We start from the raw sequence: 14,353 nt of genomic DNA, 5'->3' as shown, positions 1-14,353 counted from the left end.
CGGGTGGACAGGCGCAGCATGATGCCTCGTGAACTGCGCTGTTCCAGACGGTAGGCGATGGAGATTTCGGTCGCAGGGGTCTCGTGTTTCCGCCCGATTACGTTTCTGCCGATGGCCGCTGAGCCTGCCACGCCGGACATCCGCGCCCCGTCGTCACGTCTGGATCGCTCTCACCGCTCGTCGTCGTCCGCGCAGGCGGTCGGCCAGCGGCAGAGGATCGAACAGCACACCGAGGCCGCAACGCCGCAGCACCGCGTGCACGCCCAGGCAGATCGCGATCACGATCGACGTCAGCACCAGCGGCTGCACCGCCTCGATCACCGGCGTCGTGCGGATACCCGTCGCACGGATACCCGCGTCGATCAGTGCGAGCGGGATCATGTGCAGCACATAGATCGGCAGCGTTCGCCGTCCGACCCACCTCAAGGGTCGGGCGATCGCTCCGGCGCGCCGATCGAGCACGGCGCACGTCGCCACTCCGAAGGCCACTGCGACCACCGACAGCATCGGCCACACGCCCGGCCATTGCCTCATGCCGAGTACGCCGACGGCGGCGGCGCACACGGCATATGCCGCTCCGAGCATGAACGGGTGCGATGGCCGCGAGCTCCTCGCGAACGCCTCGACCGCGCCTCGAAGACGCATCCCCGCGAGGAAGAAGAACAGGTTCTGCACCACCTGCCAGAGGTTGCCGAGGTCGGGCAGGACTCCGGATGCCGCGGCCGCCGACGCGACGAAGGCGATGGGCAGCAGCACCGGCGTCGGCACCTGCCGTGTCAGCCGGGCGATGAGGAGGTACGCGGCGAGGGCGAGGAGGTACCAGAGGTTCGTCGGGCTGACGGTCAGCTGCGCCAGCAGTTCGCCGGCATCCGACGCCCTGGCAGTGTCGAAGTCGGGGGTCAGTGCGAGCACGAAGGTCTGGATGAGCACCCAGATGACGTACACCGAAGCGAGACGCGCTGATCGGCGCCGCCAGCTCGCTCCGTCGATCGCGGTCACGGCGCGTACGGCGAACATTCCCGAGATCAGGAAGAACAACGGCATCCGCAACGGAAGCAGCTGCGCGTTCACCGTCGACCAGACATCTGTGACCGCACCGGCGCCCGGCATGTCGATCGCCTGCTTCGTGACGACGTGCCACAGCACCACGAGGATGATGCACACACCCTTCGCGACGTCGGGCCAGCCCTCGCGAACCTTCGTGGTCACCGCCGCGCACCGGCTGCGTGCGCGCGGGCACCGCGCCTCGTCTCGCTCGCCGGCACCCGCTCGCTCGACGACCGGAGCTCCCCGGTCGTCGAGACCGCCGCGCGCACGAGCCTGTCCATGAGCTCGGGGTACGACACCCCGGCCGCAGCGAACATGCGCGGCGCCTGCGACGCCGCGGTGAGTCCCGGCATCGTGTTGACCTCGTTCAGCACCGGCCCCGCGTCGGCGAGGAAGAAGTCCATGCGTGCGACACCGGCGCAGCCGAGGGCATCGAACATCGTCACCGCGGCGCGCGACAGCATCCCGGTCTCGGCCGCCGTCAACGCAGCGGGCACGGTGAAGCGTGCGCTGCCGTCGTACTTCATCGCCGTGTCGAACAAGCCAGCCGCGTGGATCTCCAGCGGCGGAGCCGCCCAGCGCACGCCGCCCGCTTCGCGGATCACCGCCACGTCGATCTCCCTCCCCTGCATGACCTCCTCGATCAGGATCCGGTCGTCGAATCGGGCGGCCGTGCGCAGGGCCTCGAGAAGTTCTCCCGGCTCGCGCACCAGGCTCACGCCGTAGCTCGATCCCGCCGAGACGGGCTTGACGACGACCGGCGCCTCGAACTCCACGTCGCCGATCGCCGAGGAGGAGATCACGAAGCCCGGCGCAGTCGCGATGCCCGCGTCTCTCGCGACGAGCTTCGTCGCGTGCTTGTCCATCCCGATCGCGCCAGCCCGAGGCCCCGACCCCACCACGGGTACGTCCGCCAATGCGCACAGCGCGGCGAGCGCGCCGTCCTCCCCGAGTGCGCCGTGCACGGCGGGGAACACGACGTCGGCCCAGGCCAGCAGCGGCATCGCCGCAGCCAGTGACCCGGCCGGGGAGGCGTCCGGCGCGGCATCCCACACCCCGTCCCTCCCGATCGTCACTGTCCGCACATCGTGATCGGTTGCACGCAACGCCTCCGAGACAGCCGCGGCCGAGGCGAGAGAGACCTCGTGCTCCGAGTTCCGTCCTCCGCCGATGACCAGCACCCTCATGCTCTGCTCCTCTGCACGCGCGGGCCGATGCCCGTCACGATCGTGTGCGGGATCGTCTGCGCCCAGCGTGCCCATTCCTGCACGCTGGGCACGGCGCCGCCCTCCGGCCCGAACAAGGTCGCGGTCGCTCCCCGCGGGAACGCCCGGTCTCCGGTGTCGACGACGATCTGATCCATCGACACCCTTCCGACGATCGGATGCCGAGACCCCCCGATCTCGACACCCGCCCCCTCCGACAGCTCCCGCGGAATCCCGTCCGCGTAGCCGACGCCGATCACGCTGAGATTGGTCTCATGCCGCGTGACGTATGTTTCTCCGTACCCGACCGAGGTGCCCGCCCGCACCAGCGACGAGTGCACGACGGATGCCGTCAGTCTCGACGCCCCGTCGAGCGAGACCGTGCCGGATGGGTCGATCCCCACGAGCCCCGCCCCCACCCGGACGAGGTCGAAGTGCGTCGATGGGTCGGTGAGCGCGCCGGCGGTCGCCCCCAGATGCACGAGCAGCGGCCCGTAGCCTGCACGCAGCACGGCGTCGCGCGCATGCCGCATCCTCAGCACCGCCGCCGTGTTCGCGCGGGGATCGGCCTCGTCGGCACGGGGCAGATGGCCCATCACGCCGACGACCTCGATGCGCCCCTGAGCCGCGCGCGCCACCCTCAGCAGCTCGGCCCAGTCTTCGACCGGGCACCCACCGCGCGACATCCCGGTGTCCATGTGCAGGTGCACGCGGACGGGCGTCATCGCGTCGGCCGCGAGCTGTCGCAGCTCCTCGACCGAACCCACGGCGACGTCGACACGATCGCGGGAGACCTGCACGGCGTCGACACCGGCCGGGTTCAACCAGGCCAGGATCGGCACGTCGAGGCCCGCGTCTCGCAGCTCTGCCGCGTCCGCCGCATCCGTCACCCCCAGCCATTCGGCGCCTGCGGCGACGGCCGCGGTCGCGACGGCCACCGCCCCGTGGCCGTAACCGTCGGCTTTCACGACGGCCATGATGCGCGCGTCGGTGGTCGAGCGCACGCGCTCGACGTTGGCCGCGATCGCCGAGGGGAGCGTGGTGAGCGTGGGCGCGTGCAGGCGTGACAGGCGCGGGGCGAGCAGAAGGGTCATCGCTGGGTCCTCGGGTCGGCAGTGGGGTCGTCGTACATGGGCGGACAGCCGTTCGCGGGTGCACTCGGACGCAGCTCGAAGTGCCAGGGCTCGTTGCCGTAGATCTGGCAGAGGCCGTACTCGGCGCCGTTGCGCGAGAGCCAGTCCTGCCCGGCCACGGGGCCGAGGTCGACCGCGTCTCCCGAGACGTGCTCCGAGCGCTCGGGCGTCGCGACCCAGCGCGACGCCTCCTCCGCCGAGCCGTACCGTTCGACGGCGTCCGCCAGCAGCTCCTCCTGATACTCGGCCGACCGCCAGCCGCTGTTGACGTGCAGGCGCACGCCGTCCTGCTCGGCAGCGGTCGCGGCGTTCCGCACGGCGGCGAGCAGCGCGGGGTCGAGGTTCGAGACCGCCGGGGTCTCGGCGAACACCGAGATCCGGTCGGCTTCGTCGATCTTGCCGTCGTCTTCGCCGACCTGCCCGTCGCTGAGCGGAGCTCCGACGGTCGCGGAGGCGGGCGATGACGTCTGCTGGCCGATCAGGATGATCGAAGTGATCACGATCGCGGCGAGCAGCGAGAGACCGATCGTGGCGGTGACGCGTCGCTGTCTGAGTGCGCGGCTGTTGTTCATGCTTCCAGTGAAGAAGGGAGCGTGTTGCGACGGCGTATGCGCTTTTTCATACACTCCCGATATGCCCGGGTGCGTATGCTCGGAACCCATGAGAGTGCTGATCGTCGAGGACGAGCCCTACCTCGCCGAGGCGGTTCGCGATGGACTGCGTCTCGAGGCGATCGCTGCCGACATCGCCGGGGACGGCGACACCGCCCTGGAGCTGCTGAGCGTCAACTCCTACGATCTCGCGGTGCTAGATCGCGACATCCCCGGCCCCTCCGGCGACGACGTCGCCCGTTGGATCGTCGCCTCCGGCAGCGGCATCCCGATCCTCATGCTCACCGCCGCCGATCGTCTGGATGACAAGGAGACCGGTTTCGAGATCGGCGCCGACGACTACCTCACCAAGCCCTTCGAACTCCGCGAGCTCGTGCTGCGTCTGAGGGCGCTCGACCGGCGCCGTCAGCATGCACGCCCTCCCGTACTCGAGGTCGCCGGTCTGACCCTCGATCCCTTCCGTCGCGAGGTCTTCCGCGACGGGCGCTACGTCGCGCTGACGCGCAAGCAGTTCGCTGTGCTCGAGGTGCTCGTGGGAGCCGACGGCGGAGTCGTCAGCGCCGAGGAGCTGCTCGAGCGCGCCTGGGACGAGAACGCCGACCCGTTCACGAACGCCGTCCGCATCACCGTCTCATCGCTGCGCAAACGTCTCGGCGAGCCCTGGCTGATCCTCACGGTTCCCGGTGTCGGGTACCGCATCGGAGCGGATGCCGATGCCTAGGCGCCGCGGCATGACCGCACGCATGAAGCTCACCCTGAGCTATGCGGGCATCGTGGTGGTGTCGGGAGTGCTGCTTCTCGCGGTGGTCGGCTTCTTCCTGTTGCGCTACGTGCCCGACGTCCAGATCCCTCAGCTCCTCCCCGACACGTTCATCCCCAATCGCTCCGACCTGTTGCGGGCGTTCGGACCCGTGGCGGCCATGGTGCTGATCGTGCTCATCGTCATCGGCTGGGCGGGCGGATGGTGGCTCGCGGGGCGGATGCTGGCGCCGCTCAACCGCATCGGCTACGCCGCCCAGCTCGCCGCCCAGGGTTCGCTCTCGCACCGCGTCGCGCTGGAGGGACCACGCGACGAGTTCCGCGACCTCGCCGACGTGTTCGACTCGATGCTCGACCAGCTCGAGCAGAACATGGCCGAGCAGCAGCGCTTCGCGGCGAACGCCTCGCACGAGCTGCGCACGCCCCTGGCCATCTCGCAGACCGTGCTCGAGGTCGCCCGCGTCGATCCCGAGCGCGACGTGGACGCGCTGATCGACCGCCTGCAGGAGGTGAACGCCCGGGCGATCGAGCTCACCGAGGCGCTGCTGCTGCTCAGCCGCGCCGATCGCAGGGCGTTCACGCGCGAGAGCGTCGACCTGTCTCTGCTCGCGGAGGAGGCCGTGGAGTCCCTGCTCCCGCTCGCCGACAAGCGGGCGGTGACGATCGACGTCGGCGGAGACGCGGCTCACGCGGTCGGCAACGCGTCACTGCTCCAGCAGTTGATCACCAACCTCGTGCACAACGCGATCGTGCACAACGTGTCCGAGAGCGGCGCCGTGACGGTGCGCACCCACTCCCTCGATCAGGCCGTGGCGGTCGTGGTCGAGAACACCGGCCCCACGCTCTCCCCCGCGCTCGTCGCCACCCTCGCCGAGCCCTTCCAGCGGGGTGTCGCCCGCACCCACGACGACGACCACGCCGGCGCCGGGCTGGGCCTCGCGATCGTGCAGCGCATCGCGCAGGCGCACGAGGGGTCGCTCGTGCTCACACCCCGGGTCGGCGGCGGTCTCAACGTCACGGTGTGGCTGCCGCATCCGCACCCGGGTCTGTACGCGCCCGCCGCCTCGGCCTAGGCTGTCGCGGTGAGCGATGCACTGGATGATGCACTGGACGAAGGACCGTTCTTCCACGGCACGAAGGCCGAACTCGCACCGGGCGACCTGCTGACAGCGGGCTTCCGGTCGAACTACCGGCCCGAGGTCGTCATGAACCACATCTACTTCACGGCTCTGCGCGATGGCGCGGGGCTCGCGGCCGAACTGGCCGCCGGCGACGGTGAACCCCGGGTGTATCTCGTGGAGCCGACCGGTCCGTTCGAGAACGATCCGAACGTGACCGACAAGAAGTTCCCCGGTAATCCCACCCGGTCGTATCGCAGCGCCGACCCTCTGCGCATCGTCGAGGAGGTCACCGACTGGACCCGCCTCACGCCGGAGGCGCTGCAGACGTGGCGCGATCGGCTGGCCGCGATCCGCGACGACGAGCACGCCGAGATCATCAACTGAGGCGCACCGTGCCCCGCTGAGGTCAGGCCACCTGCGAACCGCGCAGGGCCGCGATCTCGCGCCCGTAGGCGACGGCGTCGTTCTCGGCGGCAGCCTTGAGTTCCTGTGCGGTGTCGGTGAAGGCATCGAGAGCCGGGTTCACGCCCACCAGTGTGAACGGGCGCTGCACGACGCGCAGGTCGAGCCCCCAGACGTCTTCGAGGACGCGGCGGAGCCACCCGGTCGAATGATCCCAGCCCTCCTTGGGCGTGCCCGGGGCGTAGTTGCCGCCGAGCACGGTCACCAGCGTCGCGGGCTTGCCACGGAGGGCGGTGCCGCTCGGGTCGATGCGCGGGTCGGTGTAGGCGAGGTCGAACCAGGTCTTGAAGTGCTGCGAGACGCCGTAGTTGTAGAGCGGCACGGCGAACAGCAGGGCGTCTGCGCCGATGAGCTCATCCGCGAAGGCGGTCGCGAGGGCTCGCGCATCGTTCTGCGCGGGCGTGCGGTGCTCGGCCTCGACGAAGCCTCCGGTGACGGCATCCGCCCATGTCGTGGCCGGCACCGGGTCGGCGGCGAGGTCGCGGCGGGTGACGGTCGAGTCGGGGTGGGATGCCGTCCACTCGGCCTCGACGAGGTCGGCGAGTGCGCGGCTGGCGGACGACGCGGGAAGGATGCTGGCATCCAGGCGGAACAGGGTCATGTCAACCTTTCGATTTCGTAGTCGCTCTGTTTTTCTTAGCAACAGCGGTTAACGTAGCACAGGTAGGATGGAGGCATGGCCGAGATCGACGAAGAAGTGCATGTGTGCGACGCCGCAGTCACACTCGCCTTCAGCGTGCTCGGCAAACGCTGGAACGGCATGATCATCTCGTCGCTCGGCGGAGGCCCTTCGACCTTCGTCGCGCTGCGCCGCGCGGTCGCCGGAATCAGCGACACCGTGCTGTCCGATCGGCTCGCCGAGCTCGCTGATACCGGACTCGTGGTCCGCACGGTCGACGCCGGGCCTCCTGTCGCGGTCTCCTACTCCCTCACGGCGAGCGGCCGGGGGCTGCTGCCGATCCTCGACCAGCTCGGCACCTGGGCCGCCGAAAACCTCGAGATCCGCGCGCGATGACGATCCCCCGGGCACGACGACCACGCCGCGCCTGGTGGATTCTGCTCGCGCTCGGCGCGCTCGTCCTGCTCAGCGCCGCCGCGATCGCGTTCAGCCCGGGATTCCGGCTCGCGCCGCCCGCCGCCTTCGGCGAGGATCTCACCGTCGAGCTGACGGAGGGCGACCACGCGATCTACGTCACACCCTCCGATCAGTGGAGCGAGATCGAGTGTTCCGGCACGTTCCCCGGGGGTGGTGTGCTGCAGCTGAGGCCCGACATGACACAGCAAGGCCTGGTGCTGCCCGAGGCGTGGGACTCCCAGGGAAGCTTCTCGGTGGGGGTTGCCGGCCCCGGCACGATCACGTGCAACGGGCCCGTCACGGACGGCCGGTTCACGGTCGGACCGGTGGTGACGTTCTTCACGGTCGTCGGCGCCGTCCTCCTCGCGATCCCCGGTCTGCTTCTCGTGATCGCCGGAGTGACCGTGCGCGTCGTGCAGTCCCGGCATCCGTAGTTCGTCCCTGGATGCTCCGCCGGATGCGCCGCGGTTAGACGGCCGGACTCACCAGGGGCTGGGCTCGTAGTCCTTCAGGAACACACCGTGCACGTCTTCGCCGGCCTCGCCGCGCACGATCGGGTCGTACACGCGGGCTGCGCCGTCGACGAGGTCGAGCGGGGCGTGGAAACCCTCCTCGGCCAAGCGCACTTTGGTGAAGTGCGGACGCTCGTCGGTGATCCAGCCGGTGTCGACGGCGGTCATCAGGATGCCGTCGGTCTCGAGCATCTCGCCGGCGCTGGTGCGCGTGAGCATGTTCAGCGCGGCCTTCGCCATGTTCGTGTGCGGGTGGCCGGGGCCCTTGTACCGGCGGGAGAACTGCCCCTCCATCGCCGAGACGTTGACCACGTACTTGCGGTGCGATGCGGATGCCGCCATCGACGGACGCAAGCGGCTGATGAGCAGGAAGGGAGCCGTGGTGTTGCACAGCTGCACCTCGAGCATCTCGAGCGGGTCGACCTGGTCGACCGATTGCACCCAACTGTTCACGCGGTTGACGTCGGGCACGAGACCTCCGGCGTCGATCGCAGTGCCGTCGGCGTGCTTCTCGAGCGACGACGACCCCGGTGCCATGGCGAGCCGGGCGAGGTCTTCGGCCGTGAGCGCCTGCCCACCCTGCTCGGCGACCGTGCCGCCGAGGGCTGCGACCGACAGCAGCGGATGCGCGTCGACCGACGCCTGCAGCGCCTGCGGATGCTGGTCGTTCGTGTGCCCGAAGGTCTCCATCTCGGGCAGCGGTCCGTCGGGTAGCGGCTGCAGCTCAGCATCCGCCAGCAGCGAGTACGCACCCGGCGAGCGCCGAACGGTCTGCGCGGCGTTGTTGATGAGGATGTCGAGCGGCCCCTGGGCCGCGACGGAGTCGGCGAGGCCGATCACCTGCGCAGGGTCCCGCAGGTCGATGCCGACCACGCGGAGGCGGTGCAGCCAGTCGCCCGAGTCGGGCAGCGCCGAGAAACGGCGGACGGCATCCCGTGGGAAGCGCGTCGTGATCGTGGTGTGCGCGCCGTCACGGAGCAGGCGGAGCGCGATGTGCATGCCGATCTTCGCGCGGCCGCCCGTGAGCAGGGCGCGCTTGCCGGTGAGGTCGGTGCGGGCGTTGCGCTTGCCATGGCTGAACCGGGCGCAGTCGGGGCAGAGCTGGTGGTAGAACGCGTCGACGAGCGTGTACGGCTGCTTGCAGATGTAGCAGTTGCGCGGTTTGATCAGCTCGCCCGCGATCGGTGCGTCGACGACGCTCGAGGCGAGGTCGTTCCCGCGGGTCTCGTCGTCGATGCGGTCGGGCGCCCCTGTCGCCGTGCGGGCGACGACGGCCTTGTCCGCCTCGGCGATCGCGTCGCGGATCTCCTTGCGACGCACGCGCTTGACAGCCTTGAACATCGCGGCGGTGGCGTGGCGGACGGCGATGAAGTCGGGATGCTCGTTGTCGATCTCGTGCAGTTCGGAGAGGACGCGCAGCGTGGTGGCGAGATCGTCGGGGTCGACGCCGGCACCCAGATCGGCCCCCTCTGGGCCTCTGAGCTCGTCGAAGGGTGCGGTGTCGGTCATTGCGCCGATTTTACGCGAGAGTCCTGAGGGTCGGCCCGCGTCGGCTGCAGGCGCCGTCGCCTGACGCACGCGCTCGGGCGGCGAACGCTCGCTCGGGCTGAGGAATGCCTCGCGCGCCTCCTCCCGAACGCGAGAACTCCTCCCGAACATGCAGGGAGCAGCGTCGCGCGGGCGCGGGTGGACAATGGTCGCATGATCGACCCGCACATCCTCGGCCCGGGGCTTCTGCCGACTCCGTTCACGGCAGCCGAGATCCGCGATGCGACCGGACGAGGCAAGACCATCAGCATCCGCATCGACCTCCCTGATGGAACGGCATCGTCCCGATACAACAGGTTCAGCGAGACGGATGCCGAGGGCGCCACGCTCGAGCGCTGGTCGAACGACGACCGATCCGACCTGTCGGCGAACCAGGTGACCTGGCTCGAGCTGCAGCAGCACGCAGCGTTCGACGCCGAGACGACCTCGGTCTCGAGCGAGACCCTGTCGATCCCGCTCGGCGAGGTCGAGTGCCTTCGCTACGACACCGAGGACGGCACCTTCTGGTTCTCGGTCGCCCACCCCGGGATGCCGGTGCAATACGAGTCGGGCGGAGTCCGCACGACCGTGGTCGGTGTCGAGTATGACTGACCCGGGCCGCATCCGCGGCCGGCCGCAGGCTCCCGCCCGAGCATCCGCCGTCCCGTTCCGGTTGCAGTTCGCGCTGCCTCCGGAATCCGTCGTTCGCTTCCGGTCGCGATTCGTGCCGCCTCGGATCGATTCCGGCGGCACCAAGTGCGACCGGAACGCCGCGCGCAGCCGCCCACCCGGCACGAACTGCGACCGGAATGCTCGGCGAGCAGCGCCCCCGGCACGCCGAAGACGGGCCCGGGGGAACCGGACCCGCCTCATGCGCTCACCTCAGTGCTCGACCGCTCCGACCACGACGAACTCGCCGGGCACCTCGTCGAGCTCCTGCGAGGCGATGATCTCGCCGGAGTGCAGGTCGACGGCGTGGATGCTGTTCGCCGCCGGCTCGCTCACGTACGCGATGTCGCCGACGACCTTCAGCCCAGGGTGCGGGTTCTGCCACTCCACCGGGCTCTCCCACGGCTCGATGACAGGCCAGGAATCCTGCACGGCGCCGGTCTCGTCGAGCGAGTACAGCGAACCGTCGGCGCTGAGCAGCACGATGCCGTCGTGCTCGTCGCGGCCGACTCCGCGCCAGGTGTACTCGACGCCCTCGGGGAGCTGGACGACCGACAGGGTCTGCGCCTCGGTGTCGACGAGCGTCAGCGCTGAGAGCAGGTAGCCCTCGGCGTCGGGGTCGGTCTTGTAGTCGCCGACCGCGATGGGGCTCGTGTCGGTCACGTAGGCGTTGCCGGTGCGGCCGAACTCGTCGGGGGCGTCGAGCTTGGTGAACGCTCCGTCCGAGAACAGCAGCACGCCGTCTTCGCAGCCGAACACGACGGCCTCGTCCTTCACCGCGCCCTCGCCGTGCACGGCGGGGCAGGTCTCGTTGCGCGCGACCTCGGTGCCGTCGGCGTCGAGGTGGCGCACACCGCTGCGCGACTCGGAGGTGCCGATGGTCGACAGGCTGGTGCCGTCGGACAGCTCGATCGCGACACCGTGATGCGCTGCGTCAGAGGACAGTGTGTCGAACGGGGGGAGTTCGCCGGTGCCGATCGCGTCGGTGTCGAAGATGCGCACGTCGCCGGTGGCGTCGTCGAAGAGCGCGGTGCGCCCGGCGTGGGGGGTGACGTGTCCGGGCGTCGCAGCGTCGAAAACCTCGCCGGTGAACGCGACCTCTCCCGACGCGATACCCGTGTCGAGCACGTGGAATCCGCCGTCGGTGGTGACGAAGACGTGTCCGTCGGCGTCGCCCGCAGTGCTCACGCGGAGGTAGCCGGGCAGGTCGGCCTCGCCCACCGGCTCGAGGGTCTCGCCGTCGAGCACGAGGACTCCGCCGTCGTAGGCGATCGCGACTCGAGTGCCGCCATCGAGGGCGGCGCTCTCGGATTCAGGGGCGGGCGCGGATGCCGGGGCGCTGGCGCCCGCGCATCCTGCGAGGGTCACCGCAGCGAGCGCGACGCCGGCGCCGGCCGCGAGACGATGTCGGACAGGACGGAACATGATGTTCTCTCTTTCTCTTGGTGCTTTCGGGGATGCTTCTGGGGCTGCGTGTGTCCGTCAGCCGACGAGCTCGACGGCCCAGGGGTGCAGGTCAGCGAACGTGCGGGTGACCAAGCCGTCGTCGAGGTCGATCTCGTGCACGGACCCCGTGGCGGGATCGGAGACGTAGGCGTGATCGCCGTCGACGAGCAGCTGCAGCCGCTCGCTCAGCGCGGGGTCCGCGAGGGCATCGGCGAGGAGCGGATCGGTGCGGGCGAGCACGGCCCCGTCGGCGGCGAGAATCCGCACGGACCCGTCGGATGCGATCACGGCGGTGCGCGCGTCATCGTCGCCGATCGCGGCAGCGTCGACGAGGGGCACGTCCGAGGGGAGAAGAGTCCAGGCGCGCTCGCGCACATCGAGCAGCCAGGCGCCGCCATCGACCGAGACGCCGGCGAGATCGGGCCGGTCGGGTCTCCCTGACAGCGTGAGCGCAGGGGCGGCGACGCCTGCCGGGTAGGGGATCGACTCGGATGACACCGTGCCGTCGACCTCGCGGCTGACGAGCACGGCGCCTTCGGCGCACGCGAACACCGTCCCGACGCGCGTGAGGTCGACGTCGCTCGCCGCCTGGCACGGAACAGTGGAGGCGTCGACCCCTGCGATTCCGGCATCCGTCGCGGTGAGAAGGTGACCGGCGACGACGATCGCCGGTCCCCCGCCGTCGATCGCGGAGCGTGCCGGATCGACGGCGCCCTCGCCCAGCGGCTCGTGCTCGAGGACGGCCGCCTCGTCCTCGAAGCGGATGACGGTCGCATCCGCACCGACCCCGATGAGCGCCTGACCGTCGCCGTCGACCGCCCCGACGGTTCGCGGTTCACCGCGGAAGTAGTGCGAATGATCGCCGTGCGGCATGGTCCACCGCCCCGAGTCGACGACCTCGACGGCGCCCTCGCGCACGACGTAGATGAAGCGTCCGGTCCCCTCGACGTCTGCGACCCGCTCGGACTGCGCTTCGGCGATGACCTGGCTATCTTCGGTGGCGAGGTCGAGGAGGGTGAGCCCGCCGCGCTCGTCCGCGATGATCAGCGCTCGCGCCGGCTCGGCGACCTCTGCCGCTCCGCCGCCGTCAACGCCGTCGCCGTCGAGTGCGGTCGCGGCGATCTCCGGCCTTTCGGATGCCGCGCACCCGACCACGGCGCAGGCGAGGAACGTGGTCGCGAGGAGCGCCGCGGCGCGGCGGCGGAAGGTCGTGGTCACAGGACGCCACTTTATTGATAACGATTCTCAATATCAAATCAGAAGCATGTTCTTCGCCTCTTTCGCCGGGCTCTGAGGTCGCTGCCCGTCGAGGGATGCCCGCGTGGCCGCAGGCGCGAACGTCGGCGGCCCGGCGTATCGTCGAGGCATGAGCAGCCACGCAGGATCCCCCGGAATCATCCCCTCCTATCTGCTTGCGCGCCTGGCCGAATCGGGAAGGTTCCCGGGAGCCGCGGCCGCCGCTCGGCAGACGCTGACGGCAGGGCGACCGCCGTTCCGCGCGCGCCTCGATCTGTCCATCGACGAGAACGGCGACCTGGTCGCGCAGCTGTCCGACGCGCCCAATCGCACGATCAGCGACGCGGGCAACACACAGAAGCTTCCGGGGATCGTCGTGCGCTCCGAAGACGACGGCCCCGTCGCCGACGACGCGGTGAACCAGGCGTTCGACGGTCTCGGCGCCACGTTCGAGATGCTGCTCTCCGCCTTCCACCGCAACTCCCTCGATGACGCCGGCGCCCCGCTCAACGCCTCCGTGCACTACGGCGTCGACTATGACAACGCCTTCTGGGACGGCGAGCGCATGGTGTTCGGCGATGGCGACGGCGAGGTCTTCACCGGCTTCACCGCCTCGACCACGGTCATCGGGCACGAGCTCGCGCACGGCGTCGTGCAGCACACAGCGAACCTCGAGTATCAGGGCCAGCCCGGCGCTCTGAACGAATCGATCGCCGACGTGTTCGGCGCGCTCACCGAGCAGTACCTGCTCGGGCAATCGGCGAACGAGGCGAGCTGGCTGATCGGGGCCGAGATCTTCACGGATGCCGTTCAGGGCGAGGCCCTGCGCTCGATGCTGCATCCGGGCACCGCCTACGACGACGACGAGCTCGGCAAGGACCCGCAGCCCGATCACATGGACGGGTTCGTCCGCACCACCGAAGACAACGGCGGGGTGCACATCAACTCCGGCATCCCGAATCGCGCTTTCGCCCTGTTCGCGACAGACCTCGGCGGCAACGCCTGGGAGCGCGCGGGGCTGGTCTGGTACCGCGCCCTCACCGGTGGCCTGTCGAGCACCGCCACGTTCGCGGAGTTCGCCGAGGCAACGATCGTCGCGGCATCCGCTCTCGATCGCGAGACCGACGCGACAGTCGTCGAAGCAGCCGCTCGACGCGCGTGGACGACCGTGGGACTCTTGAAGGATGAGCGAGGCCCGTCCACCCGAACGCGATGATGCGCATGTCGTGATCGCGGTGGTGCGCACCGGCGGCATCGCGGGCATCCGGCGTCGCTGGCGGGTCGAGGCTCCCCCCGAAGAGGCCGGCGACTGGATCGCGCTGATCGACTCATGCCCGTGGGATGAGCCGACGCCCGACGGCACGGGTGCAGACCGATTCGTGTGGAGCATCCGCGCTCGTACTCCCGCGGAGCGCCGAGAGCACGAACTGCCCGACGGCGCCCTCGACGGCCCGTGGCGCGAGCTGGTCGACGCCGTGCGGGCCGCCTCCCGCTCCTGACAGCTTCCGATGAGTCTCGCCCCTGACGCCCCGACCGGCGCACAATGGGGA

At 70.0% G+C, this 14,353-nt stretch carries 16 protein-coding genes; 8 read left to right on the top strand and 8 right to left on the bottom strand.

All coding sequences use genetic code 11. The features are described from left to right. Nucleotides 1–153: 153 nt before the first annotated feature. From QFZ53_RS04215 to QFZ53_RS04200, 4 genes are read right to left on the bottom strand one after another with little or no spacing between them, the layout of a single operon-like run. Nucleotides 154–1,209: an acyltransferase family protein gene (locus tag QFZ53_RS04215; protein WP_307293858.1), complete on the bottom strand. Its 1,056-nt coding sequence runs from the start codon at nt 1,207–1,209 to the stop codon at nt 154–156. Then, nucleotides 1,206–2,234 (bottom strand): D-alanine--D-alanine ligase family protein, encoded by a 1,029-nt coding sequence (locus tag QFZ53_RS04210; protein WP_307293855.1) that lies wholly within the window; start codon nt 2,232–2,234, stop codon nt 1,206–1,208. The genes QFZ53_RS04215 and QFZ53_RS04210 overlap by 4 nt, the downstream gene beginning before the upstream one ends. Next, complete coding sequence (alr, locus tag QFZ53_RS04205; protein WP_307293853.1) at nt 2,231–3,346, bottom strand: alanine racemase; 1,116 nt, start codon at nt 3,344–3,346, stop codon at nt 2,231–2,233. Before alr ends, QFZ53_RS04210 begins: the two co-directional genes overlap by 4 nt. Next, nucleotides 3,343–3,957, bottom strand: coding sequence for a M15 family metallopeptidase (locus tag QFZ53_RS04200; RefSeq protein WP_307293851.1), 615 nt, complete (start codon nt 3,955–3,957; stop codon nt 3,343–3,345). The genes alr and QFZ53_RS04200 overlap by 4 nt, the downstream gene beginning before the upstream one ends. Before the next feature lie 88 nt (nt 3,958–4,045). Between QFZ53_RS04200 and QFZ53_RS04195 the strand changes: the two genes are divergently transcribed. From QFZ53_RS04195 to arr, 3 genes are read left to right on the top strand one after another with little or no spacing between them, the layout of a single operon-like run. Next, on the top strand, nt 4,046–4,717 hold the full coding sequence (locus tag QFZ53_RS04195; protein WP_292910565.1) for a response regulator transcription factor: 672 nt from the start codon (nt 4,046–4,048) through the stop codon (nt 4,715–4,717). A gap of 10 nt (nt 4,718–4,727) precedes the next feature. Further along, nucleotides 4,728–5,828: a sensor histidine kinase gene (locus QFZ53_RS04190; protein WP_307293847.1), complete on the top strand. Its 1,101-nt coding sequence runs from the start codon at nt 4,728–4,730 to the stop codon at nt 5,826–5,828. A gap of 21 nt (nt 5,829–5,849) precedes the next feature. Beyond that, nucleotides 5,850–6,260 carry an NAD(+)--rifampin ADP-ribosyltransferase gene (arr, locus tag QFZ53_RS04185; protein WP_307299353.1) on the top strand — a complete coding sequence of 137 codons (411 nt, stop codon included), beginning with the start codon at nt 5,850–5,852 and terminating at the stop codon, nt 6,258–6,260. 22 nt (nt 6,261–6,282) lie between these two features. Here arr and QFZ53_RS04180 read toward each other — a convergent pair whose 3' ends face one another. After that, on the bottom strand, nt 6,283–6,939 hold the full coding sequence (locus QFZ53_RS04180; RefSeq protein ID WP_307293845.1) for an FMN-dependent NADH-azoreductase: 657 nt from the start codon (nt 6,937–6,939) through the stop codon (nt 6,283–6,285). 75 nt (nt 6,940–7,014) lie between these two features. Between QFZ53_RS04180 and QFZ53_RS04175 the strand changes: the two genes are divergently transcribed. Further along, nucleotides 7,015–7,353: a winged helix-turn-helix transcriptional regulator gene (locus QFZ53_RS04175; protein ID WP_307293843.1), complete on the top strand. Its 339-nt coding sequence runs from the start codon at nt 7,015–7,017 to the stop codon at nt 7,351–7,353. Then, entirely contained in the window at nt 7,350–7,847 is a 498-nt protein-coding gene (locus QFZ53_RS04170) for a hypothetical protein (protein WP_307293841.1), read from the top strand. Before QFZ53_RS04175 ends, QFZ53_RS04170 begins: the two co-directional genes overlap by 4 nt. 48 nt (nt 7,848–7,895) lie before the next feature. Here the strand turns inward: QFZ53_RS04170 and QFZ53_RS04165 are convergent, their stop codons facing one another. Continuing rightward, nucleotides 7,896–9,434: an SDR family NAD(P)-dependent oxidoreductase gene (locus tag QFZ53_RS04165; RefSeq protein WP_292910581.1), complete on the bottom strand. Its 1,539-nt coding sequence runs from the start codon at nt 9,432–9,434 to the stop codon at nt 7,896–7,898. Between the two features lie 192 nt (nt 9,435–9,626). Here QFZ53_RS04165 and QFZ53_RS04160 point away from each other — a divergent pair, with 192 nt between their 5' ends. Next, the gene (locus QFZ53_RS04160; RefSeq protein WP_307293837.1) at nt 9,627–10,064 is read left to right on the top strand and encodes a hypothetical protein; all 438 of its coding nucleotides are present in this window, start codon (nt 9,627–9,629) and stop codon (nt 10,062–10,064) included. Nucleotides 10,065–10,334: 270 nt separating this feature from the next. Here the strand turns inward: QFZ53_RS04160 and QFZ53_RS04155 are convergent, their stop codons facing one another. Further along, nucleotides 10,335–11,546, bottom strand: a complete 1,212-nt coding sequence (locus QFZ53_RS04155) for a hypothetical protein (RefSeq protein WP_307293833.1) — start codon at nt 11,544–11,546, stop codon at nt 10,335–10,337. A gap of 57 nt (nt 11,547–11,603) precedes the next feature. After that, the gene (locus tag QFZ53_RS04150) at nt 11,604–12,785 is read right to left on the bottom strand and encodes a hypothetical protein (RefSeq protein WP_307293831.1); all 1,182 of its coding nucleotides are present in this window, start codon (nt 12,783–12,785) and stop codon (nt 11,604–11,606) included. Nucleotides 12,786–12,933: 148 nt separating this feature from the next. Between QFZ53_RS04150 and QFZ53_RS04145 the strand changes: the two genes are divergently transcribed. Next, the gene (locus QFZ53_RS04145; RefSeq protein WP_307293830.1) at nt 12,934–14,019 is read left to right on the top strand and encodes a M4 family metallopeptidase; all 1,086 of its coding nucleotides are present in this window, start codon (nt 12,934–12,936) and stop codon (nt 14,017–14,019) included. After that, nucleotides 13,988–14,302 carry a protealysin inhibitor emfourin gene (locus QFZ53_RS04140; protein ID WP_307293827.1) on the top strand — a complete coding sequence of 105 codons (315 nt, stop codon included), beginning with the start codon at nt 13,988–13,990 and terminating at the stop codon, nt 14,300–14,302. Before QFZ53_RS04145 ends, QFZ53_RS04140 begins: the two co-directional genes overlap by 32 nt. Nucleotides 14,303–14,353 lie beyond the last annotated feature (51 nt).

The organism is Microbacterium natoriense (assembly GCF_030816295.1).
Taxonomy (GTDB): Bacteria; Actinomycetota; Actinomycetes; order Actinomycetales; family Microbacteriaceae; genus Microbacterium; species Microbacterium natoriense_A.
This window is presented reverse-complemented; position numbering and strand designations above follow the sequence as displayed.